The following is a 23,791-nucleotide window of genomic DNA, read 5'->3' as shown; positions in this document are numbered from 1 at the left end:
GACCCCACCGCCCGAGCGGTCCCCCGCACCGAAGCCGCCGCGCCCCCAGTCGTCGGCCGCCCCGACGACCGAACTCCCGCCGCCGGCCGAACTCCCGCCGCCGGCCGGGCAGGAGGAACGCGAACGGCCCGGCCCGCCCCCGGGCCCGCTGCCGCCGAAGGACGGCGGGGGCCCGCCGCGCTCCGGTCCGCCCCGGCCACGGCGCCGGCGGGCCGGGCTCGTCGCCGCGGTGGTGCTGGTGGCGCTGGCCTTGGTGGGCGGCGGCATCTACCTGGCGCAGTCCCCCTCCCCGGGCCCTGGGCACACCACACCGACATCCGTGCAGTCGATCAAGGTCGGCGACTCCCCGCACGGGGTGGCGATGTCCCCGGACGGGGGCCGGGGCTACGTGGCCAACTACAGCTCGGGGTCGGTGTCGATGATCGACACCGAGTTGAACCGCACCGTGGGCGACCCCATCCCCGTGGGCCGCTTCCCGAAGGGGGTGGCGGTCTCACCGGACGGGCGCAAGGTCTACGTGACCAACAACTACGCGGGCTCGGTCTCGGTCATCGACACAGCGAGCAACCGCACGGTGGGCGATGCGATCTCCGTGGGCTCCAGCCCGGAGGGGCTGGCGGTGTCGCCGGACGGGAGCCGGGTCTACGTGGCCAACGGGACGTCCGGTTCGGTGTCGGTGATCGACACCGCGAAGAACCGCACGGTCGGCGATCCCATCCCCGTCAGCCGCTTCCCGCGGGGGGTGGCGGTGTCTCCCGACGGGCGCAGGGTCTACGTGACCAGCTTCGGCCGCAACAGGACCTCGGCCTCGGTGTCCGTGATCGACACCGCCGAGAACCGTACGGTGGGTGATCCCGTACTCGTCGGCCGTCGCCCTGAGGGGGTGGTGGTGTCGCCGGATGGGAGCCGGGTGTACGTGGCCAACGGGGGATCGGGTTCGGTGTCGGTGATCGACGCGGCGAAGAAGCGTACGGTCGGCGATCCCGTCGCCGTCGGCTCCAGCCCCGCGGGGATGGCGATGTCCCTGGACGGGCGGCACGTCTACGTGGCCGACGGGGGTTCCGGTTCGGTGTCGGTGATCGACACCGAGGAGAACCGTACGGTGGGCGGCGCGATCGCGGTGGGCTCCAGCCCTGAGGGGGTGGCGGTGTCGCCGGACGAGCGCCGCGTCTACGTGGCCGACGCGACCTCCGGTTCGGTGTCGGTGATCACGTTCTAGCGGACGTGCGGGCGGGCCGGCTCACCTCATGGCGGGGTGCAGCCCGGCGGCTCCCATACGGGGTTGCCGTCGCTGTCGTTGTGGTAGCTCGTGCAGTCCTCGCCGGGCGCCAGGCGTGAGGCCTCCGTCGTGGCTTTCGTCGTCTGAGGCGCCGCCTGTGCGCTCGCCACGCCCACCGTTCCGGCGAGCAGCGCTGCGGCGCACGACGCTCCGACGAGGTGCCGGATTCGGCTGCGGTTCGCCCTGCCTATCGCCATGATTCGTCCCTTTCCGGTAGAAATGTCGCTCACGTATTCACCAGGGTGGGAGTTCGGTCGTGACGGTGTCAACGCCATCGACGGCGAACCGGCCCGATGTTGCAGAATCGGGAAATTTGCCGTGTCGGGCCCTGCCGGGACCGGGTCCCGGTCAGCCGCCGTCGTCCCCGCCCGGTGCGGGCAGCGGCTGCTCGGCCCAGATGGTCTTGCCGCGGGCGTGGTAGCGCGTGCCCCACAGGGAGGCGAGCTGCGAGACCAGGTAGAGCCCGCGTCCGCCCTCGTCCGTCTCCAGGGCGCGCCGGACGTGCGGGGAGGTGCTGCTGCCGTCGCCGACCTCGCAGATCAGCCGGCGGTCGCGGATCAGCCGCAGCCGCACCGGCGGTGAGCCGTAGCGGATCGCGTTGGTGACGAGTTCGCTGACCAGCAGTTCGGTGGTGAACTCCAGTTCCGCGAGGTCCCACTCGGCCAGCTTCCGGGTCACCAGACCGCGCGCCCGCCCGACCGACTCCGGCGCGCCCGCCAGGTCCCAGGTGGCGTGGCGGTCCGGCGGCAGACGGTGCAGCCGTGCCACCAGGAGTGCCACGTCCTCCCCGGGATGCCCGCCCGGCACGAGCCGGCGCAGCGCCTCGTCGGCGATCTCGCCGGGCCCGCACCCGCGACCGGCCCCGGCCAGCGCCTCGCCGAGCCGGAGCACCGCCCCGTCCCCGGACGCCGGGGCGAGCAACCCCTCGGTGTACAGGGCGAGGAGGTCACCGTCGGCATGGGCCACCTCCGAGCATTCGAAGGGCACGCCGCCGGTGCCCAGCGCGGGCGTCGCCGGGGTCCCGGCCACCGAGACCTCGCCGTCGGGGCTCACCCGCGCCGGCATCGCGTGCCCGGCGCTCGCCACGGCGGAGCGCATGGTGATCGGGTCGAAGATCGTGTAGAGGCACGTCGGGGCGGAGACCCCGGGGGTGGGCCCGCCCTGTTCCTCGTGGAACCGCTTGACCTGGTCGCTCAGGTGCGTGAGCAGTTCCTCCGGGGCCATGTCCAGGTCCGCCAGCGTCCGCACGGCCGTCCGCAGCCGGCCCATGGACACCGCCGAGTGCAGCCCGTGCCCGCCCGCCTCGCCGATCACCAGAGCGGTACGCGCGCCGGAGAGCGGGATGACGTCGAACCAGATGCCGCCGGGCCCGGCGTGGCCGCCCCGTGCCAGGTGGCGCGAGGCGGCGTCCACGGTCGCCAGCGCCGGCAGCCGCTGCGGCAGGAGGTTCCGCTGCAGCGCCAGCGCCGTGGCCCGTTCGCGGGTGTAGCGGCTCGCGTTGTCGATGCAGACCGCGGCGCGCGCGACGAACTCCTGCGCGAGCATGACGTCGTCCGCCTCGAACGAGTGTGCCCGGGTGAAGCGGATGAAGAGCACCACGCCCAGCGCCGCCCCGCGCGCGAACATCGGCACCAGGAGCCAGGACCGGACGGCGAAACCCTGGATCAGCTCCGCCCGGGCGGGATCGGCGGCCTCCAGCTCGACCAGCAGTTCCTCGCCCGTGAGCAGGACGGGCTTGCCGGTGGCCAGGGCCCGTGCGGCCGGGGCGCCGGGCAGGGACGCAAAGGTGTCCACGTCGCCCGGCGCCACCACGGTGCGCGCCGGGCCGCCGGGGACCATCGTCGCCGCGGCGCGGCGCAGGGGCACCGTGTCGGCGACCGGCCCGGGCAGCGGCTCCTCACCACCGAGCACCGAGTCCACCAGGTTGACGTAGGAGAAGTCGGCGAACCGCGGCACGGCCACGTCCGTCAGCTCCTGCGCCGTGTGCAGCACGTCCAGGGTGCTGCCGATCCGCGCGCTGGCCTCGTTGACCAGGTCGAGCCGTTCCCGCGCCCGGGCCTCCGTGGTGAGGTCGAAGACCATGTGCGCCAGGGCCACCACGTCACCGTCGGCGCCGCGCAGGGGCAGGATCGTCTCCGACCAGACCGTGTCCCGGTCCGGGTCGCGGGGGTCGCGGCCGCGCACCTCGCTGCCGATCATCGCCCGGCCCGAGCTGAGCACCAGCCGCTGGCGTGCCTCGAAGGCGTCCGGGTCCAGCAGCCCGGGCGGCGCCACCTCGCGCATGGTGCACCCGACGAAGTCCTCGGGGAAGCCCGTCGCGCGGATCTGGGAGTCGTTGCGGGCCAGGAAGCGCAGGTCCGTGTCGAAGACGTCGATGATGAACGGCGACTCGGTGAACAGGCCGCGCAGCAGCGCGCCGAGCAGGTCGTCCTGCCGCACCGCCTCGGCGTTCTCCGCCTGCAGCAGCCAGCGGTCCGGCGCGAGGGGATGTCCCCACAGCACCACCGCGACCGGCTCGCCCTCCCGGTGCCGCAGCAGCAGGGGGCCCAGGAAGACCGAGTGCTCCGCGCTCATGATGCCCGCGACGCGGGCGCCGTCGGGGCGTGGCCACAGCAGCCGGGACACCGGCCCGCAGGCCTCGGCGGTCGTCCAGCCGAGCAGCCGCTCCGCGCCGGGGGTCCAGTTCGTCACGGTGCCCCGTGCGTCGACGACGGCGAAGGCGGCGCCTCTGGACCGGGGGAAACCGTCAGGGGCGTCGGCGAACAGCGTGCCGCGCATGTCCACCCGTCACGCCCACCCGGCCCTGGCACACCCAAGGATTCCCACAGACCAATACTGCCCGCCGTCAAGATCTGAGGCACGCGGTGCGTGCCTCACCGCCGTGACCTGCCGGGACTCGACCGCAGGAGGGCTGTCCTCGCGTCCCGCGATGAGTTTCCGGCGCCGCACCGGTCCTCAGCGGTGACGACAACCGACCCCCGGGGGAACCCCATGACGCATCATCCCGACCTCCGCCCGGCCGCCCGGGACGTGAGCGCGCTGCTGGAGCGGATCGACGACGAGCACCTCGACGCGCCCACGCCGTGTCCCGACTACACGGTGGCGCACCTCATCGGGCACATCGCCGGGCTCTGTGCCGCATTCCGCGACGCCGCCCGCAAGGACTTCGGCCCCACCACGGACGGCGACCCCGGCGCGGCGGTCCCCGAGCTCCCGCCGGCCTGGCGCGACCTGCTGCCCGTCCTGCTGACGGAGGTGTCCGCGGCCTGGCGGGACCCCGGGGCCTGGGAGGGCGAGACGAGGGCCGGTGGAATCACCCTGCCCGCGGACGCCGCGGGCCGTTTCGCCCTGAACGAGCTGCTGGTCCACGGCTGGGACCTGGCCCGCGCGACGGGGCTCGACCACCGCCCCGACGAGTCCGCCGTGCAGGCCGCGATCGCCCTGCTCACCGGCTTCCGGACGGCCTCCGGCGACCGCTCGGGGCCCTTCGGCCGGCCGGTACCCGTCCCGGACTCCGCGCCGGCGCTGGACCGGCTGGTCGGACTCACCGGCCGCGATCCGGACTGGAGCCCGCCGCGCTGAGCGGTCGGCGACCCCAGGCGGAGACCATGGGCGCCGTCGCCAGGTCGAGCGTGCCGGTGGCGACGTTCGCCAGATGCCGGTCGACCTCCTCGTCGGTGGCCAGTCCGGCCGCCACGAGCCCGTCCCTGATGTGCCGCACCGTCGCCGCCTCCAGGACCGCACACGCCGGTGACGTGATCGGGAAGTACGCGTCGGCCCCGACCTCCTCCAGCCCGGCTTCCCGCAGCAGCCGCGGCAGCGTCCGCCCGTAGGCCAGGTCCGCGCCGCGCCCGGCCATCAGCGTGCGGAAGCCGGAGCGCAGGCGGTTGGCGAGCCGCTGCTCGGGTCCGGACTCGTCCGGGCAGAGCAGCGGCTGCAGCCCGGGATCGGCGTCCTCCAGCAGCAGCAGGCCGCCCGGGCGGAGCGCGCCGACCATGCGCCGCAGCGCCTCCGCCCGGTCGGTGACGTGCACCAGCACCAGCCGGGCGTGGACGAGGTCGAACCCGCCCGGCGGCGCGGGGTCGGCGGCGACGTCGTGCCGGAGCACCTCGACCACGCCGCCCGCGGCGTCCCGGGTCCACGACACGTCGATGTCGGTGGCGACCACGGCGCCGCCGGGGCCGACCCGCGCGGCCAGTCCGAGGGGCACCGACGCGCCGCCGGCACCCACCTCCCAGCAGCGCATCCCCGCCCCGATGCCGAGGGCGTCGACGTGCCGGAACGTCACCGGGTCGAAGAGCTCGGCGAAGGCGTCGAAGCGTGTCCCCGCCTCGGCCCGGCGGTTGTCCAGCAGGTAGCCGTGGCCGTGTCCCGGGCCGCCCCCGTGGTCCGTGTCGCGTGTCGTCATGGCGCGATTCTCCGTTACGGAGGCCTTCCTCCGGCTGCCGGGGGCCGCCCGGCGATCAGGGCACTCGTGTGGGTGACACGGAAAGGCCCGGGCAGCGGTGCCCGCCGGATGGATGCATCGCGCAGGTAGTCGATATTTCAGTCGAGATTGACAGATGTCGCTTACAGCTAACAGTTACGGATATGTCCGCATTCTGTAACGCGAAGCGATTGTTCCGGTTGTGCGCGTCGCCGCTGGGCCAGAGTGGGGTCATCGGCAACCGCCGAAGCATCCGCACCGCGGGAACGGCCCGAAAGGACCGGGACCGCACCTTTGTTGAGGGGGCATCATGTCTGCTCGTATCACCCGTCGCGTCATCGCCACCGTCCTCGCCTCCGGAGCGGTCGTGGCCGCCGCCGCCCTGCCGGCCGGCGCTGCGGAGAGCCGCGACCACGGCCGGTCCCGGGTGGTCATCGGTGACGTCAACACCCGTGACGGCCACGGCCACGGCCGCGGCGGCCGCGGCGGTGACGAATGGATCGAAGTGGTGAACACGGGCCGCGGCTCGGTCAACCTGCGCGGCTGGAGCCTGTCGGACCGGGACGGCAACCGCTACCGCTTCAACAACGTGTGGCTCGCCGGGCACTCGAAGGTGCGCGTCCACACCGGCTTCGGCCGCGACGGCCGGCGCGACGTCTTCCAGGACCGCCGCAACTCCGTCTGGGACCGCCGCGACGTCGCCACCCTGCGCAACGACCACCGCCAGGTCGTGGACGTCAAGTCCTGGGGCGGCCGCCGCTGACCGGCACCCGATCCGGGCCGTGCCGCCGCATCCCCGTGGCCGGCACGGCCCACCCCGTCACCCCTTCACGGCGTGCCGCGGCGGAATCCCGCCGCGGCACGCCGCCGTGTTGCGCGAGGGCGGCGGCGACGACGGAGCGCCGTGGTCCCGGCCGGAGAACCGGCCGGGACCACGGCGCTCGCGCGCTCCTCCGCTACGGATTGGTGTTGATGGTGAACGTGGACGTCGTGTTCTTGATGTTCTGGTAGTTGTCGCTCATCGTGAGGTTGTTGAAGGTGACGGAGCCGACCGCGGGACCCTGTCCCGCCTCTGGCATCTCGTTCGCCCACAGGCCGAAGCCCGACTTGGCGTCGTAGGCGTCACCACTGCGGTGGGCGCCGGTGATGGACACGTTGGTGAGGACCGTGTCCTTGATCGGGTTCTGCGGCTGACCGCCCACGTAGTTCGTCTGGAACATGATCCCGCTGTAGGTCGGGTCCACGATGTCCACGTCGCTGACGCGGATGCCCTGGAAGACCTTCGAGGCGGAGAAGAGCCAGATGCCCGGGAAGGTCTGGCTGCCCCAGAAGTGCCCGCCGCAGCGGACGATGGAGATGTTCTGGAGGTTGGTCGGGTCGGTCCCGAAGCCGTTCATCGGGTAGCCGAAGTCCAGGGAGCTGATCGTGACGCCCGAGTAGACCAGCGTGTCCGCGACGAGGATGTTGCGGAAGGTGTTGGCGTAGCCGCCGTAGACGGCGATGCCCGCGGCGCGCCAGGTCAGCAGGGACGTCAGGTTCTCGTAGAGGTTGTTCTTCTCGTCCGCCCCGCCGGCGTCGATCGCCGAGAAGAGGGCGAAGCTGTCGTCACCCGTGGCACGGGCCTCGATGTTGTCGAGGTGGTTGTCCGTGCTGCCGTTGGTCATGTTGACGCCGTCGGCGAAGGTGTCGCGGATCCGGGAGTTCGTGATGGTGATGTTGTCGGTGTTGGCGCCCCAGTAGAGGCAGACCGTGTGCTCGTTCCAGACGTTGTCGATGGTCATGTTGGCGACGCCTGCGAAGTCGAAGACCTTGCCGGGGCCGTCGATGCGCGAGGTGTAGTTGCCGAAGAAGGAGAAGCCCGAGAAGGACGAGCCGTTGGCGGTGGAGTCGGCGCGGAAGCCCGCGTCGGTGTTGGACTGGCTCGTCGGCGTGTGGAAGCGGGTGTACCAGGGGCCCGCACCGATGATCTTGACGGTCTTGCCGTAGACCTGGAACTTGCTGCCCGTCTCGTAGTCGCCCGGCGGCAGGTAGACGCCCTTCAGGGTGCCCGTGGTGTCCATCCGGGCCTTGTCCAGGGCGTTCTGCACGTCCTGGTGGGTGAACCCGGTCGGCGCGGTGTAGGCCGCGGGGTCGGGGTTGGCGATCGGCGCGACCTGCTCGGTGTTGACGAAGTCGATCGCGTACTGGCTGCCGTTGGCGGCGTCCTTCTGCAGCTTGATCTTCGCCCCGGCCTGCACGGTCGTGCCGAGCATCAGGTTGGCCTCGTCGTAGATGTGGCGGGGATTGCCGTCACCGGGGTTGTTGCCGGGGGCGGTCTCGCTGCCGTACAGCCACGCGTACTTGGAGGTGAGGTCGATGGCCTTGAGGAAGCTGCCGTTGACGTAGACGTTCAGGGTCGAGTTGATCCCGCCGCCGCCCGCGGCGTCGGGGATGGAGTAGCGGACGACCAGGGTGTTGGTGCTGGCCCTGGTGGTGAACTCCACCGAGCTGCCGGTGCTGTTCAGCGTGACGGCCTTGCGGCCGGACGCCTCACCGGCCAGGTCGCCGACGGTGCGGTTGGGGCCGACCACGGCGGCGCTCCCGCCGAGGACCCCGTCCTCCGCCTCGTACATGTCGTACGGCATGTTGGCGCCGCGACCGACGAAGAGCGACTGGGTGCTGGTGTTGTTCTGCTGCTTGACCGTCAGTTCGTTCGCGTCGGGCGCGATGACGGTCTTGACGGTGTACTTGCCGTTGGCGGCGGTCCAGGTGCCCAGCGGGACGGGGCTCGTGGTGGCGCCCGCCGCGATGGCGCCGCTGTAGGAGCCGGTCAGCGTCTTGACGACGGAGCCGGAGGTGGTGTCGGTGACCGTGAGGGTGATGCCGTGGGAGCCGCCCGCCGAGGCGACCGTGCCCTGGTTCTTGATCGCCACCGAGAAGGTGACGGTGTTGCCCTTGGCCGGGTTGCCGGGGGACCAGCCGGTGGGGGAGGCGATCAGGTCGGAGCTGTCGACCGGCCTGACGACCAGCGGGGTCGGGCTGTTGTAGGTGTTGTTGGTGTCGTTCTGCTCGATGACGTCCCCGGACTCGTCGACCTTGGCGCTCAGCGGGTAGCTGCCCGCGTCCCGTACGCCGATGTTCGCCGTCACCGTGGTCGAGGCGCCCGCGGCCAGCGCGCCGACCGCGGCGGTGCCGACCTTGGTGGTGCCCAGGTAGAAGGTGACGTTCGTGGCGCCCGAGGCGAGCTCGCCGATGTTGCGCACGGTCGCGGACAGGCTCACCGAGTCGGTCTCGACCGGTGCGCCGGGGGAGACGGACATGCCGGTGACGGTCAGGTCCGGGTTCGGCGCCGGGGTGCCGATCACCTGGAACTCCGCCACCTGGCCCGCGGCCGCACCGCTGTTGGCGGTGAACTGCAGCCGTACGTCGGCGACCCGGGCGCTGACCGGGATGGTCACCGTGTTCCCGGAGGACGGGTTGAAGGTGTAGTCGGCGGCCGCCTTGAGGCTGGTGAAGCCGCTCGCGCCCTGCTCCCGGCCGAGCACCTGGACGGTCTGGGTGCGGGTGCCCCAGGCGCCGTCGGGGTTGAGCTTGAGCACCAGCGAGGTGACGTCGGCGTTCGCCCCGAGGGAGACGGTCAGCGTGTTCGGGTAGCTGCCGCCGGCGCCCTCCCAGTAGGTGGTGACGCTGTTGTCGTTGGCGTTGGCCGCGACGAAGTTCTGGGTGCTGGACGATGCCGTGATCGGCTTGCCCACGGCCATGTTGGAGCCGGTGCCGCCCGAGCCGTTGCGGGTGACGGTGGCGCTGGCGACGCTGCGGTTGCCCGCCGCGTCCTTGGCCTTCACGTAGTAGGAGACGGTCGCGGTGTCGGGCTGGCTGTCGGTGTACGTGAGCATGGTGCCCGACACCGTGGTGCGCAGGACCTCGTTGGCGTACACCTCGTAGCCGGTGACGCCGACGTTGTCGGTGGAGGCGGTCCAGGTCAGCTTGATCTGGCCGGAGCCGGGCTGGGTGAGGGTGAGGTTGCCGGGCTGGCTGGGCGCCTGCGTGTCGCCGCCGGAGCCCGTCCGGGTGACGGTGTTGCTGTTGCCGGAGACGTTGCCGGCCGCGTCCTTGGCGCGCACGAAGTAGCTGACGGTGGCGCTGTCGGGCTGGTTGTCGGTGAAGGTGAGCGTGCTGCCGGAGACGCTGGTGCGCAGCTCGCCGTTGGCGTAGACGTCGTAGCCGGTGACGCCGACGTTGTCACCGGCGGCGTTCCAGGTCAGCCGGATCTGGCCGGAGCCGGGCTCGGTGTAGGCCAGGCCGGTGGGCGCGCTCGGCGCGGTGGTGTCACCGGTGGCGGGGCCGTAGACCTCCAGCTCCGACAGCTGCGCGGCGGCCCAGCCGGTGTTGCCCGTGACGTTGACGCGCAGGTAGCGGGTGGTCGTGCTGCTCAGGCTGATCGTGACGGTGTTGTTGTCGCCCGGGTTGAAGGTGTAGTCGCGGGACGCCACCAGGTCGCTGAAGGACGAGCCGTTGGTGCTGCCGCGCAGGGACAGCGTCTGCGTCCGTGCCTCCCACGAGGGCGGCAGCTTCAGCACCACCTTGGTGACCGCGACGGAGGACCCGAGGTCGGCCTGGAGCCACTGCGGGAAGGCGTTGTTGGAGCTCTCCCAGTAGGTGGTCTGGTTGCCGTCGTTGGCGTTGGCGGCGACGTAGGGCGCGTTGCCGCTGCTCGCGGTCAGGGTGCGGCCCTGGGCGAGGTTGTCGGTGGAGACGGCGGAGCCGTGCACCTCGAGCTCGGAGACCTGGGCGGCGGGCCAGCCGGTGTTGGCGGTGATGTTCAGCCGTACGAACCGGGTGGTGGTGGCCGAGAAGTCGATGGTTACCGTGTTGCCGGAACCGGGGCCGAAGTTCCGCCCGGCCGAGCCGGACAGCGTGGAGAAGGTGGAGCCGTCGGGGCTGCCCTGGACCGCGAAGGTCTCGGTCCTGGCCTCCCAGGCGGCGGGGAGTTTGACGACGACCTGGTCGATGCTGGTGCTGCTGCCCAGGTCGACCTGGACCCACTGCGGGAAGGAACTGCCCGCGCTCTGCCAGTAGGTGTTCTGGTTGCCGTCGGTGACGTTGGCGACCCCGTACTCGGCGTGGGAACTGCTCGCGGTGGCCGGCGCCCCCGCGGCGAGGTTGGGGCCGCCGGCGGCCGCGGCGGGCAGCGCCGACTGGCCGAGCAGCACCAGGCCCGCCGCGATCACCCCCGCCAGCAGCCGCTGGATGAACCGTTTCCTTGGCATGTCGTCCCTGTGCCTCTCGTCAGAGTTGTTGGTGCCATGACATGTCACATGCGGTGCGGCTGCCACGCGGAGAAAATTGCATTGATTGCTTTGGTAATTGCGCGGCCCGAGCCGATAGTTGCAGAGGTGTTTCCGGGCGTCTATGCCCTCGACCGGGCTTTCATCTCACCTGGCATGGGCTTGCGCTGGAGTGTCGTGCAGCCGACACGGCGTTGCGGAAGCACCGCAAAAACTTGCGCGTCCTACTCCGTGGTGCGCAGTGCCTGGTACATCGACCAGAGGACGGAGACGAGCGGGACCGCCACCACCGCGCCGATGACCCCGGCGGCGATGGCGCCGCCGATGACGGTGAGCGCGACCACCACCGGATGCAGGCGCACCGCCCAGCTCATCACGATCGGATGCAGCACATGGCCCTCGATCTGGCCGATGACGACGATCAGGCAGACGACGACCGCCGCCACGACGGGTCCGTTCGCGGCCAGCGCCACCACGGCGGCGACCGCCAGGGCGATGGGGGAGCCGATCAGCGGCACGAAGGCGGCGAAGAACTCCAGCAGCGCCAGCGGCAGCGCGAGCGGCACCCCCAGCAGGAACAGGGCGACCCCCACCAGGATCGCGTTGGTCGCCGCCACCAGCACGATCCCGTGCGTGTAGCCGGTGAACGTGCGCCATGCCGCACGGCCGGCCGCGGACACCCGGCCGCGCACCGTCCGCGGCAGCTGCCCGCAGAACCAGGACCACTGCCGGTCGCCCGAGTGCAGGAAGAACACCGAGCAGAACAGCGCCAGCGCGAAGACCGTCAGCACCTCCACCAGGCGCCCGGCGCCGCTCAGTGCGGTGCTGATCAGGGCCGACCGGTGGGTGGACAGCCACTGCCCGATCTTCGACTGGAGGTCGTCGAGCGCCTTGGGGTCGAGCCGGAACGGCGGGGCTTGCAGCCAGCGCTCGATCCGCGCCAGCCCCGCGCCGAACTCGCGCTGCAGCCCGGCCGTCTCGCCGGCGACCACCTCGCCGACCATGGCCAGGATGCCGAACACGACCAGGATGCTGCCGATCAGCGAGACGGCGACGGCCAGCGAACGCGGGATCACGCGGGCGAGCAGATCGGCCAGCGGTCGCAGCATCGCGGTGCCGACCAGCCCGAGGAAGACGGCCACCGCGATCTCGTGGAACCGTCCCAGGGTGGCGAACACGGCGTAGACGACCGCCCCCACGACGAGCAGCCGCCAGGAGTAGGCGGCGGCCGTGTTCAGCGCGGGGAACACCCGGACGCCGGGCCGCCTGGCGGGCCCGCGCACCTCCCGGCGCCCCACGCGGATCCGGATCCGCCGTCCTCGGGACACCGTCCGCACCTCCCCGTCGAGCCCGCCGTGCGCCCGCGTCCTGCGCGCCTGTCCCTGCTTGCTACCACCGGCGGGGTCCCGGCCAACGCGGCGCGCGCCGCATTCGCCCGAAGGCACCCCCGGGCCGGCGGTGGATCTCCGGGGTGCCTGACTGCTAAATTGGTCTAAACCAGTTAGCGGTCTCCCTCACCAGATCGGCGGTCCCGAAGTGGAAGTCGTCATCGTTCCGGACGCCACCGCAGGCGGCGAACTCATCGCGGGTGCCATCGCGGACCTGCTGCGCCGCAAGCCCGACGCGCTGCTCGGCGTCGCCACCGGTTCGACCCCGCTCCCGGTCTACCGGGCGCTCGCCGGCCTGGCCGGCGAGGGCCGCGCCGACGTCTCGCGCGCCCGGATCTGCCAGCTGGACGAGTACGTCGGACTGCCCGCCGGGCACCCGGAGTCCTACCGCTCCGTGGTGCTGCGCGAGGTCGTCGAGCCCCTCGGCCTCGCCCAGGAGTCGTTCATGGGACCCGACGGCACCGCCGAGGACATCGTCGAGGCGTGCGCGGCGTACGAGCGCACGCTGGCGGCGGCCGGCGGGGTGGACCTGCAGCTGCTCGGCGTCGGCACCGACGGCCACATCGGCTTCAACGAGCCGTGCTCCTCGCTGGCCTCCCGGACCCGGATCAAGACGCTGACCGAGCAGACCCGCAAGGACAACGCGCGCTTCTTCGACCGCCCCGAGGACGTGCCGCACCACGTCATCACCCAGGGCATCGGCACCATCCTGGAAGCCCGGCACCTCGTGCTGCTGGCCACCGGCGAAGCGAAGGCCGAGGCGGTCGCCCTCGCCGTCGAGGGCCCGCTGGCGGCGGTCGTCCCCGCCTCCGCGCTCCAGTTGCACGCGCACGCCACCGTCGTCGTCGACGAGGCGGCCGCGTCCAAGCTGAAGCTGGCCGGCTACTTCCGGGCCACCTACGCGGCGAAGCCGTCCTGGCAGGGTCTGTGATCCCCTTCGTTCAGGCGCGGGGCGCCGGGGCGGGCGGCAGGAACAGCGTGCCGCGCGCCCCGGCGCGGACGGTCCGCACCGCGACGAGCGCCCACGCCGCCACCAGGCCCGCGTACAGGACCAGCGCCGCCCCCTGGAAGGCCGTCGAGTGCAGCCGCAGCGCCAGCGCGCTCGTCCCGGTCACGCACGTGCCCAGCGGGAAGGTGAAGCTCCACCAGGTCAGGGTGAACGGCAGTCCGCGCCGCGCGGTGCGCACGGTGAGCGCCGCCGCCAGGGCCAGCCACATCATGGCGAACCCCCAGGTGGGCACGCCGTAGAGGTAGCCGAAGACCTCGGCCCCGGTGGCGTAGGGGCGGGGCAGGGCCGTGGGCGCCGCGTGCCCCAGGAGATTGGCCGCCGTGACGGACTGCCCCAGCGGGCCGAGCACGATCCACAGGGTCGGCACCATGGCCGCCGGGCCCGTCTTGTGGCGCACCAGCCGGCCCCAGATCTGCGGGATGATCACCAGGCTCGCGATCAGGCTCATCCCGAACATCGCGTAGCACGCCAGCAGCAGCGTCAGCCGTGCCTGCCCGGCGGGGAGGTGCGGGACGAGGGCGGCCCCGGTGGCGGCGGACACCATCGGCGGGACGACGGGCATCAGCCAGCCGCCGAACGCCGAGTCGTCGCCCACGCGGTGCTCGGTCATCGCGCGGTACGGGATCCACACCCAGGTCACCAGGCCCAGCAGGGTGCCCGCCGACCAGAGCACCGTGTCCACCGCCAGGGCCGCGTGCGGCCCGATCCAGTCCGAGCCCAGCGCCAGCGTGCCCGCGCCCACGGTCAGCAGCGCCATCGCCGGAGCACCCCAGAAGTGCGCCATCACCGGGTGGCCGGCGTGCGCCCGCGCGCGGTCGCGGTACCGGGTCCAGTGCACCGCCCAGCCCGCGGAGAGCGCCACCAGCCAGGCGGCCGCCAGCGCCCACACGACCGTGGCGGCCGTCCGCAGCCCCGGTACGTGCGCCGGGAGCCCGGCCGCCGCCGTGGCGACGATGCCGGTGCCCATCACCGAGGCGAACCAGTTGGGGCCGAGGTCGCGGAAGAGCTGGGAGGGGTGGTCCAGCTCCCGCAGCAGCCCGGTGCGCGGGTGGGCGCCGGGCCGGGAGGGAAGAGCGAGCGTCGAAGGCATGTCCGTAGCGTCGCCCCGGCCGGGCACGACCGGTAGGGAGCACTTCCGGATGGGCTCATAGACTGGGCTTATGCCCCTGCCCGAGCGCGTGAGCGACCTGGCGGCGTACGACCTGCTGCTGTCGGTCGCTAGCCTCGGCAGCGTCGGTGCCGCCGCGCGGGCCCACGGCGTCAGCCAGCCGGCCGCGAGCTCCCGCCTCCGGCACCTCGAACGCCGGCTCGGTCTGCAGCTGCTGGAACGGTCACCGCGCGGTTCGCGGCTCACCGAGCACGGCGCGCTCGTCGCTGACTGGGCGCGCACCGCCGTCGACGCCGCCGCCTCGCTGGACGCCGGGGTCACCTCGCTGCGCGGCACCGCGGAGAGCCGTCTGCGGGTGGCGGCGAGCATGACGGTGGCCGAGTACCTCCTGCCGCAGTGGCTGCTCATCCTGCGGGCGGGCGCCCCGCGCACCACGGTCGCGCTGACCGCGGGCAACTCCGAGGACGTGGCCGCGGCCGTCCTGGCCGGCGAGGTGCACCTCGGATTCGTCGAGGGCCCGGACGTCCCGCGCGGGCTGGTCGCCCAGCCGGTCGCGCACGACGAGCTGACCGTCGTCGTCGCCCCCTCCCACCGCTGGGCGCGCCGCCGGTCCGGCATCGGCGCCGCCGAACTCGCCGCGACACCCCTGGTCAGCCGTGAACGAGGCTCCGGCACGCGCCGCTACCTCGAGCACGCCCTGGCCGAGGGGACGGGTCTCGCGCTCACCGATCCGCTCCTCGAACTCCCCTCCACCACCGCCATCAAGACCGCCGTCGCCGACGGCCTCGCCCCGGCCGTCCTCAGCTCCCTCGCCCTCACCGCGGAACTCGCGAGCGGCAGCGTCGTCGCCGTCCCCGTGGCCGGACTCGACCTGACGCGGACGCTGCGCGTGGTGCGCGCCCGCGGGTGCGACCTGACCGGGCCGGCGCGTGAGCTGGCGGGGATCGCCCGGCAGGGCGCGGTCAGTGCCCGTCAAGGGGTGGGAAGCGCAGGTTCCGCAGGTCGGGCGGGACGGGGGACTTCGGCCGGTACAGCGGCGGGACCTCCCCGTCGGCGGCCGCGGCCGGGGCGTCACTGAGCCGGAAGCGGTCGCGCACCCGCCCGTAGAAGTCGGTCGGGCCCAGCCGGATCAGCCGCAGCCGGTGCCGGGCCTTGTACACCCCGACCCAGTCACCCGGATCGAGGACGCCCCTCAGCTGGCCGTCGATGCTGACCGCGACCCGGCCGGAGCGGGTCAGCACGCGGACCCCCAGGACCTCGTCCGGGGCCGCCACCAGGGTCCGGTCGAAGGCCATGTGCGGCGCGACGGGGGTGAACACGATCGCGTCCATGTGCGGGGAGACCACCGGGCCCCCCGCGGCGAAGCTGTACGCGGTGGAACCCGTCGGGGTGGCCACGACGACCGCGTCCGCGGAGTAGGACGCGAACAGACGGCCCGCCAGGTACACCGCGAGACTGGCCTGCCGGTCCCGGGCGAGCTTCTCGAAGACCACGTCGTTGACGGCGTTGACGGCCATCGGCACGCCCCAGCCCACGTCCTCGGGGTCGCCGGGCCGCACCCGCGGCGGCGGCAGCGCGGGGCCGCGCCCGTACCGCAGCAGGGACTCGATGCCCTCGGGGATCTCCAGCGGCCGGGACGCCCGCAGGGTGAGCGTCATGCGGTCCTCGACGGTCGCCCGGCCCTCGTGCACGCAGTCGAGCGCCCGCTCCACGTCCTCGGTGCACACCTCGGTGAGGAAGCCGACCCGCCCCAGGTCCACGCCCAGCACGGCCGCCCCGCACGCGGCGGCCACCCGCGCGCCGCGCAGGAAGGTGCCGTCGCCGCCGAGGGTCACGATCAGGTCCGGGTAGCCGGCCGTGGCCGCCTCCTCCTGACCGCTGTGCCGGGGCCGGTCCTTGCGCCACACGTCGATCTCCACCGCGGGGACCCCGTGCCGCGCGCACCAGCGGTCGACCGCCGCGGCGGCCTCGCTCGCGTCCTCGCGCGCACCGTGCACGACCATCCCGATCCGGCCCACTGGCATCACGGCCTCCCCGGCGGCGTCCGCTCCGGTGTCATGCCCCCATGGTCCGCCTCCCCGGAGCGCGCGTCGCGTCGGGACACCGCCGTCCCGCCGTCCCGCCGCCCCGCCGCCGTGCGGCGGCACCCTGGGCGGAGTACCGTTCCGCTGTTCCACAGCTGCAGGGAGGACGAACGTGGAGACCAAGCCCGAGCCGGGTGTCCTCACCCAGGTGGCGGATCTGATCGGCCGTACGCCCGTCGGGCAGCGCGGAGCGCTGTGGCGGCTCGGCGCGGACCGCCGCCAGCTCGACGCCAACGTCATCCGCCTTCCGGCGGGCACCGAGGTCCGGCCGCACGTCGAGGCCGAGCTGGACGTCCTGCTGTACGTCGTCGACGGCGGCGGGTACCTGTCGGGCGACGACGGCGGACGCCAGACGACCCTGGCGCCCGGCGCCCTCGCCTGGCTGCCCCGCGGCTCCTGCCGCGCGCTGTCCGCAGGCGCCGTGGGGCTGACCTACCTCACGGTGCACGCCCGCCGCCCCGGCCTCACCATCGCCGGCCTCGCCCCCGCTCGTGACGCGGGCGAAGCGGCCTGCCTGCTGCACCGCGTCTGCGCGGACTGCGGCCGCCTGGCCGGCGAGAGCGACGCCCTGTACTGCTCCCGCTGCGGCACCGCACTGCCGCCCCGCTGAGCCCTGCGCGGGGCGGCCCGGCGGGGGCGATCGTCCGCTGCTGTTCGCCGCCGGTCGGCACCTGCCGTGCGGCCCATGACCCGGCCGCCGAGCGGGGCAGCAGGTCGCGTGAGGTCTGCTGCCGGACACAGCCGGCCCCGCTGGGCGCGTCGTCGTACGGGCGGAGACCGACGGCCGGGCCTGCACCGCCTTCGGGTCGTCGGCCACCGAGACGCCGTGCGGGACCAGCGCCGGTGGGGACGCCGGGCAGGTGCGGTGCCCGCCTGCCGTACCCGCTCAGAAGGCGGCCTGCAGGGGCTGCTCGGCCCAGATCGTCTTGCCCTCGCGCGTGTAGCGGGCGCCCCAGCGTTCGCTGAGCTGCGCGACCAGGAAGAGCCCGCGCCCGCCCTCGTCCGTCGTCCGCGCCCTGCGCAGGTGCGGGGAGGTGCTGCTGGTGTCGGAGACCTCGCAGATGAGGTGGCTGTCGCGGATCAGCCGCAGCGTGATGGGCCCGCCCGCGTAGCGGTACGCGTTGGTGACCAGCTCGCTGACGATCAGTTCGGTCACGAAGGCCGCCTCCTCCAGCTCCCACGTGGCGAGCTGGGACTCCACCAGCGTGCGGGCCCGTCCGGCGGCCGTGGCGTCCGGCGGGAGGTCCCAGGTGGCGACCTGTTCCGGCGCGAGGACGCGGGTCCGGGCGACGAGGAGGGCCACGTCGTCGGCGGCCTCGGTGGAGCGGCGTGCCTTGAGGAGGGTGTCCTCGACGGCGCTGCAGGTCTCCTCCAGGGAGCCGGACGGCGCCGTGAGCGCCCCGCACAGCATCGCGAGGCTGTCGTCGAGGTCGCGGCAGCGGGTGCACAGCAGGCCGTCGGTGTAGAGCGCCAGGATGCTGCCCTCGGCCAGTTCGATCTCGGCGGTCTCGAAGGGGAGGCCGCCGAGGCCCAGCGGCGGGCCCGGGGGGATGTTGACCAGGCTCGCCCGTCCCTCCGGGGTGACGACCACGGGGGGCGGATGGCCGGCCCGGGCGAGCGAGCAGCGCCGGGAGACCGGGTCGTAGACGGCGTAGAGGCAGGTCGCGCCGACGACCGGTGGGGCGTTCTCGTGGCTCTCGCGCTGTTCCGAGGCGAGCCGGTCCACGAGGTCGTCGAGGTGCGACAGCACCTCGTCCGGGGTGGGGTCCAGGTGGGCCAGGGTGTGCACGGCGGTGCGCAGCCGGCCCATGGTGGCCGCCGCGTGCAGACCGCGGCCGACGACGTCGCCCACCACCAGGGCGATGCGGAGCCCGGAGAGCGGGATGACGTCGAACCAGTCGCCCCCGACCCCGGTGGCGGTGTTGGCGGGCAGGTAGCGGTGGGCCACCTCGGCGGCGGGGTGCCGGGGCACGTCACCGGGGAGCAGGCTGTGCTGGAGGGTGAGGGCCGCCTGGTGCTGCTGGGTGTAGCGGCGGGCGTTGTCGATGCTCAGGGCCGCGCGGGCGGCGAACTCCTCGGCGAGGGTGAGGTCGTCGGCCTCGAAGGGCTCGCGGCCGCGGGTCCGCCAGAGGCTGATCAGTCCGAGCACGAGCCCGCGGGCGAGCAGCGGCACCACCATCAGGGAGTGCGCGCCGACCTCGCGGGCGGCCCTGGCCCGCACGGGGTCCTCGTCGAGCCAGGCGAGGGCCCGGCGCATGTCCGACTCGAAGACCGGGCGGCCCTCGGCCAGCGACCGCGCCTGCGTCGACCCCGGGGGGATGCGGATGGTGTGTCCCACCGGGTACATGATCTTCTGGGTGTCCGGGAAGACCGACTGGACCGCCGCGCGGCAGACCGTACGGAACGAGTCCTGGGCGGGCTCGTCACCCTGGGGCACGGCCTCCAGCAGGTCGACGGAGGCGCTGTCGGCCAGCCCGGGCACGGCCACCTCGGCCAGTTCGCGGGCGGTGCGGCCGACGTCCAGCGTGGTGCCGATCCGCGCCCCGGCCTCGCTGAGCAGGGCCAGCCTGCGGCGGGCCCGGTAGCGCTCCGTGACGTCCTCGACGGTCTGGGTCACCCCGAGGACGTGCCCGTTGTCGTCCTGCATCCGGAACGCCGAGACGGACACGTACAGTTCGCGCTGCGGGTCGCGGCGCAGCCGGCAGGGCTGCTCGGAGAAGATCGAGGACCGGCCCGTCTCGAGCACCCGCCGCAACTGGTGGTCCACGGCGTCGGCGTCCGGCCCGAAGAGGAAGTCCCCCGTGCGCAGGCCCTGGTGCTTCTCCGTGGGGACCCCGCTGAACTTGGTGATCGCCCGGTTCACCCGCAGGAAGGTCAGGTCGGGGGCGTAGACCGCGAGCCCGATGGGGGAGCGGCGGAACAACCCCTCCAGCACCCACCGGTCCGTCTCCCACCGGACGACCTCGGCGGCGGGCGCCGCGACCACGTACCACTCGCGGCGCCGGTCCTCCCGCGCGATGGCGCGGACCCGGCAGCCGACCTCCACCCGCCGTCCGTCCCGGTGCAGCAGGGGTACGACCCCGAACCAGCCGCCCGCCCGGACGCAGGCCGCGGTGGCGGTCAGGACCAGCTCCAGGTCGCCGGGGTGGAGCAGGAGTTCGGGAGCCGACCGGCCCAGGACGTCCTGGGCCCGGTGGCCGAGCAGCGTCTCGGCGCGGGTGCTCCACCCCACCACGGACGCGTGGTCGTCCAGCACCACCGAGGCCGCGGCGTGCACCGAGAACGGGTCCTCCGGTGACTCGCTGAACGTCTTGGCCGGGTTGTCCATCGCTATCACCGTCGCACGTGCGGGAGAAGCGGGCGAGCTGCGTCACCTGGGGTGGTTCTCCGCCGGGGCGGGAGGGACGCCCATGGGGGCGTGGTTCCAGTATCGGCCCGCACGGCCGGTCCCGCGTGGCCCGCAGGGCGCCGGCGCCCGCTCAGTGCGCAGGCTCATGGCCGGTGGCGGGGTGGAGCGGCCGGGCCAGCAGGATCGCCACGTCGTCCTGCGCGCCGTGGGGCAGGAGACGGGCGAGGACGCGGTCGCAGACCCGGGAGAGCGGCTCGCCGAGATCGCGCAGGGCGCGGGCGAGTTGGCGCATGCCCTGGTCGAGGTTGCGGTCGCGGGCCTCGATCAGGCCGTCGGTGTAGAGGACCAGCACACCGCCCGGCGGCAGGAGCACCCGTTCGGTCTGGAAGTCCCGGCGGCCCACGCCGAGGGGTGTTCCGCTCGGGCCGTCCAGGAAGGCGACCTCGTTCCCGATCCCGGCCACCGCAGGGGGCGGGTGCCCGGCGCGGGCGACCAGACAGCTGCCGTCGGCCGGGTCGTGGACGGCGTAGACGCAGGTCGCCATCTCGTTCTCGCCGACGTCGGCGACGGCCGCGTCCAGTGAGCGGAGCAGCTCGGCCGGGGGGATGTCGTGGCGGGCCAGGGTGCGCACCGTCGTCCGCAGTTGCCCCATGACGGCCGCCGCGTGCACCCCGTGGCCCATGACGTCCCCGATGACCAGGGCGGTCCTGTCGCCGGGCAGCGCGATGACGTCGAACCAGTCGCCGCCCACCTCGTGGTCGCTCGCGGGCAGGTACCGGCCGGCCAGTTCCAGCCCGGGCACCGTGGGCAGCGCGGTGTTGGCGAGGCTGCGCTGCAGGGTGAGGGCGGCGCGGCGCTGGGCGGAGTACATCCGCGCGTTGTCGATGCCGAGGGCCGCGCGGGCGGCGAGTTCGTCGATGAGCAGGTCGTCCTGGTCGTCGAAGGGCTCGCGCCTGCGGGAGCGGGTGACCATCATGATGCCCAGCACCGTGCCGCGGGCCACCAGCGGGACCATGCGGGCGGAGCCGAGGGTGCGCAGGTAGCCCCGCAGCCGCTCGTACTCCGGGCCGGGCACCAGCCGGGGTATGTCGGCCCTGGTGAGCCGCATCGGCCGTCCCTCCACCATGACCTGCTCGTACGCGGACGCGCGGGGGACCTGGTGCGTCATGCCGACGGCCAGGTCCTCGGCGGGCGCCGCCGGATCGGCGAAGGAGACCGCCAGCCGGCGCACCATGCCGTGGGCGGAGGCGGCGGCCTCGTCCGGGTCGAGGACCTCCTCCAGCAGGTGCACGTCGGCGGAGTCCGCCACCCGGGGCACGAGCACCTGCACCACCTCCTCCGCGGTCTGCCGCAGGTCGAGCGTGGTGCCGATGCGGGTGCCGGCCTCGGCGAGCAGGGCGAGCCGCTGCCGTCCGCGGGTGGCCTGGAGCTGGGCCCGCTCCTCGCGGCTGATGTCGATCAGGGTGGCGATCACGCCCAGGCGGCGGCCGCCGCCGCCGAGGAGCGGGGAGAAGGAGCACGACCACACCCGCTCGTTGAGGGGGTCGCCGCCCGTGCGTCCGACGCCCCGGAAGTCCACCACCGGCTCGCCGCGGGCGAGCACCTGGCGCATCACGGTCTCCAGCGCCATGGTGTTGAGCCCGGGGACGACCTCGCTCACCCGCCTGCCGATGTGCTGGGCGGCGGGGACCCCGTTCATACGGGCCAGCGCCTCGTTGACCCGTACGTAGCGCAGGTCCGGCCCGAGCATGGCCAGCCCGATGGGGGACTGCGTGAACAGGCCCTCCAGCGCCGCCAGCGAGTCCCGCATGCGCAGCACCGCGGAGGTCTCGGCGGCGATGCCCATCAGCCCGGTGCGCCCCTGCGGGTCGGCGGTGGGGCAGATCCACATCTCCATCGTCACCAGGTGGCCGTCGCGGTGGCGTACGGGGAGCGTGCCCACGACCGCCTCGCCCGACAGCACCCTGCGCGTCAGCTCGTCGGCCAGGTCCCAGTTCGCCACGGGGACCAGCAGGGGTGTGGCGCTGCGGCCGAGCACCTCCTGCGCGGTGTGCCCGAAGAGTTCCTGCGCGGCCAGCGACCACTGGGAGATGCGCCCCTCGGAGTCGATCCGCCACATCGCGAGGGGGAGCAGGTCACGGAACACCCCTGCCTGCCCCACCGCCGTCTGGGGCTGACCGACATCCTTCGCCGACTGCTGTATGTCCACCGCGACGACCCATCCCCGGGAACGAGGCGTTCTCATCCGGTCGAGCACCGCCGGTCGTCACCTTGTGGGGTAAACCGGCCAATGTCGCTTATTGTCGGGCAATCCTGACAAAACAGCCTAACGGAGAAGCGGGGCACCGCCCCGGGGAGCCGGCTCCCGCAGCGCCGCGCCCGCCCGATCTGGGTTAGCGTCGTAACCATGGGGACCGTCCGGCGGATCCTCCGCCTCGTGCCGGTACTCGCCGTGATCCTCGGCGTGCTCTGCCTCGTCGCCGCGACGGGCTCCGGGGCGCGCGCCACGGGCGGGCTCGACACGGCCGCGGCGGCCCTGCGCGACGGTGGTCCCGTGTACGTCGATCCCCGGGCGCGGGACGTGCTGTCGCCCGGCGAGGCGGACACCCTCGCAGGGCGCATCGAGAAGGCCGACCGGCCGGTCTTCGTCGCCGTCCTCCCCGACACCGCGGAGTTCCCCGCCGCCACGGTGCTGAAGGACCTGCGGACCAAGGTCGGCATCACCGGTGTGTACGCCGTCGCCCTCGGCGACCGCTTCGACGCCGGGGCGGACCCCGCCGTGATGCCGCGCAACGCCGTCGAGAACCTGGCCGGGGCCGTACGGCGCTCCGACCCCGGCGACCCCGCGGCGATGGTCACCGGCTTCGTGGACCAGGCACTGCCGCAGGCGCGCGGCCACGCCCCGGCGTCCTGGAGCGACGACTCCGTCGGCGTCGGCGCGGGCAGCGGCGGCGCCGGGCTCCTCGTCGCGCTCGGCGTCCTGGTCGTCGCCGGGGGCGGCGGTGCCGTCCTGCTGTCGCGACGCGCCAAGCGGCGCCGCGAGGAGCAGGACAGGGCCGGGCTCGACGAGCTGCGCCCGGTGGTGGACGAGGACATCACCGCCTTCGGCGAGGAGCTGAGCCGGATCGGCTTCGACCCGGGCGGCGCGACGGCCGACGACGCCATGCGCGAGGACTACACGCGCGCCCTGGACGCCTACGACACCGCGAAGACCGCGATGGACCGGGCGCGTTCCGCGGAGGACGTGCAGCCGGTCAGCAGCGCCCTGGAGGAGGGGCGCTTCGCGCTCGCCACCCTGGATGCGCGCATCGAGGGCAGGCCGCTGCCCGAGCGCCGCCCGCCGTGCTTCTTCGACCCCCGGCACGGTCCCTCGGTCCAGGACGTGCCGTGGACCCCCGAGGGCGGCGGGGCCGAGCGGACCGTTCCGGTGTGCGCGGCCGACGCCGCCCGGCTCGCGGACGGCCTGGATCCCATGGCCCGCCAGGTCGGCACGCCTCGCGGCCCCCGCCCGTACTGGGAGGCGGGTCCGGCCTACGCCCCCTGGGCCCAGGGCTACTTCGGCGGCGGGATGCTGCCGGGGATCCTCGTCGGGACGCTGCTCGGCAGTTCGCTCGGCGGCCCGGGCCCGTACGCCTACGGCGACTACGGGGGCTACGGCGGTGCCGCGCCGGACCAGCAGGGCGGCGACTACTCGGGCGCGGACTTCGACCCCGGGGACTTCGGTGGGGGTTTTGGTGACGGTGGGGGCTTTGGTGACGGCGGGGGGTTCGGGAGCAGCTGAGTCCGGTCGTCGTTTGCGGGTGCGTTGCGCCTGCGGGCGGCTGCGCGCGGCTGCCCGCAGGCGCAACGCACCCGCACACGACGACCGGACTCAGCTGCTC

The 23,791-nt window shown here is 73.5% G+C and carries 16 protein-coding genes; 7 read left to right on the top strand and 9 right to left on the bottom strand.

Annotated elements, in window-relative coordinates; all coding sequences use genetic code 11:
- Nucleotides 1-1,219, top strand: a 1,219-nt coding sequence (locus PV350_RS29225; RefSeq protein ID WP_500336898.1) for a beta-propeller fold lactonase family protein, incomplete at its 5' end; no start/stop codon positions are given.
- Nucleotides 1,220-1,245: 26 nt separating this feature from the next.
- Here PV350_RS29225 and PV350_RS29220 read toward each other — a convergent pair.
- Nucleotides 1,246-1,476, bottom strand: coding sequence for a hypothetical protein (locus PV350_RS29220; protein WP_500336896.1), 231 nt, complete (start codon nt 1,474-1,476; stop codon nt 1,246-1,248).
- Between the two features lie 151 nt (nt 1,477-1,627).
- Entirely contained in the window at nt 1,628-4,057 is a 2,430-nt protein-coding gene (locus tag PV350_RS29215) for a SpoIIE family protein phosphatase (RefSeq protein WP_500336894.1), read from the bottom strand.
- 213 nt (nt 4,058-4,270) lie between these two features.
- Between PV350_RS29215 and PV350_RS29210 the strand changes: the two genes are divergently transcribed.
- Nucleotides 4,271-4,861: a TIGR03086 family metal-binding protein gene (locus PV350_RS29210; RefSeq protein ID WP_499515679.1), complete on the top strand. Its 591-nt coding sequence runs from the start codon at nt 4,271-4,273 to the stop codon at nt 4,859-4,861.
- On the opposite strand, the gene PV350_RS29205 is transcribed toward PV350_RS29210, so the two are convergent.
- On the bottom strand, nt 4,824-5,687 hold the full coding sequence (locus PV350_RS29205; RefSeq protein ID WP_500336892.1) for a class I SAM-dependent methyltransferase: 864 nt from the start codon (nt 5,685-5,687) through the stop codon (nt 4,824-4,826). The two genes, PV350_RS29210 and PV350_RS29205, sit on opposite strands and share 38 nt — an antisense overlap.
- A 328-nt stretch (nt 5,688-6,015) precedes the next feature.
- On the opposite strand from PV350_RS29205, the gene PV350_RS29200 reads away from it, so the two are divergent.
- Complete coding sequence (locus PV350_RS29200; RefSeq protein WP_499515681.1) at nt 6,016-6,468, top strand: lamin tail domain-containing protein; 453 nt, start codon at nt 6,016-6,018, stop codon at nt 6,466-6,468.
- A gap of 193 nt (nt 6,469-6,661) precedes the next feature.
- Here the strand turns inward: PV350_RS29200 and PV350_RS29195 are convergent, their stop codons facing one another.
- Both PV350_RS29195 and PV350_RS29190 read right to left on the bottom strand, forming a co-directional pair.
- Nucleotides 6,662-10,954 carry a discoidin domain-containing protein gene (locus tag PV350_RS29195; RefSeq protein WP_500336890.1) on the bottom strand — a complete coding sequence of 1,431 codons (4,293 nt, stop codon included), beginning with the start codon at nt 10,952-10,954 and terminating at the stop codon, nt 6,662-6,664.
- Nucleotides 10,955-11,196: 242 nt separating this feature from the next.
- Nucleotides 11,197-12,255, bottom strand: a complete 1,059-nt coding sequence (locus PV350_RS29190; RefSeq protein ID WP_500336900.1) for an AI-2E family transporter — start codon at nt 12,253-12,255, stop codon at nt 11,197-11,199.
- 253 nt (nt 12,256-12,508) lie between these two features.
- Between PV350_RS29190 and PV350_RS29185 the strand changes: the two genes are divergently transcribed.
- Nucleotides 12,509-13,291: a glucosamine-6-phosphate deaminase gene (locus PV350_RS29185; RefSeq protein ID WP_500336888.1), complete on the top strand. Its 783-nt coding sequence runs from the start codon at nt 12,509-12,511 to the stop codon at nt 13,289-13,291.
- Between the two features lie 10 nt (nt 13,292-13,301).
- On the opposite strand, the gene PV350_RS29180 is transcribed toward PV350_RS29185, so the two are convergent.
- A complete protein-coding gene (locus PV350_RS29180; RefSeq protein WP_499515684.1) occupies nt 13,302-14,459 on the bottom strand; it encodes a TDT family transporter in 1,158 nt (385 codons plus the stop codon).
- 70 nt (nt 14,460-14,529) lie between these two features.
- On the opposite strand from PV350_RS29180, the gene PV350_RS29175 reads away from it, so the two are divergent.
- Complete coding sequence (locus PV350_RS29175; RefSeq protein WP_499515685.1) at nt 14,530-15,555, top strand: LysR family transcriptional regulator; 1,026 nt, start codon at nt 14,530-14,532, stop codon at nt 15,553-15,555.
- On the opposite strand, the gene PV350_RS29170 is transcribed toward PV350_RS29175, so the two are convergent.
- The gene (locus tag PV350_RS29170) at nt 15,440-16,501 is read right to left on the bottom strand and encodes an NAD(+)/NADH kinase (protein WP_499515686.1); all 1,062 of its coding nucleotides are present in this window, start codon (nt 16,499-16,501) and stop codon (nt 15,440-15,442) included. The two genes, PV350_RS29175 and PV350_RS29170, sit on opposite strands and share 116 nt — an antisense overlap.
- Before the next feature lie 172 nt (nt 16,502-16,673).
- Between PV350_RS29170 and PV350_RS29165 the strand changes: the two genes are divergently transcribed.
- A complete protein-coding gene (locus tag PV350_RS29165) occupies nt 16,674-17,171 on the top strand; it encodes a hypothetical protein (protein WP_499515687.1) in 498 nt (165 codons plus the stop codon).
- A gap of 276 nt (nt 17,172-17,447) precedes the next feature.
- Here PV350_RS29165 and PV350_RS29160 read toward each other — a convergent pair whose 3' ends face one another.
- Both PV350_RS29160 and PV350_RS29155 read right to left on the bottom strand, forming a co-directional pair.
- Nucleotides 17,448-19,889, bottom strand: coding sequence for a SpoIIE family protein phosphatase (locus PV350_RS29160; protein WP_499515688.1), 2,442 nt, complete (start codon nt 19,887-19,889; stop codon nt 17,448-17,450).
- 151 nt (nt 19,890-20,040) lie between these two features.
- A complete protein-coding gene (locus tag PV350_RS29155; RefSeq protein ID WP_499515689.1) occupies nt 20,041-22,119 on the bottom strand; it encodes a SpoIIE family protein phosphatase in 2,079 nt (692 codons plus the stop codon).
- A 198-nt stretch (nt 22,120-22,317) separates the two neighbouring features.
- Between PV350_RS29155 and PV350_RS29150 the strand changes: the two genes are divergently transcribed.
- Nucleotides 22,318-23,691 carry a hypothetical protein gene (locus tag PV350_RS29150; protein WP_500336886.1) on the top strand — a complete coding sequence of 458 codons (1,374 nt, stop codon included), beginning with the start codon at nt 22,318-22,320 and terminating at the stop codon, nt 23,689-23,691.
- Nucleotides 23,692-23,791: the final 100 nt, after the last annotated feature.

The organism is Streptomyces sp. PA03-6a (genome assembly GCF_033792765.1).
Lineage (GTDB): Bacteria > Actinomycetota > Actinomycetes > Streptomycetales > Streptomycetaceae > Actinacidiphila.
The sequence above is the reverse complement of the archived record's forward strand: the minus strand, read 5'-3'. Positions and strand labels throughout refer to the sequence as shown.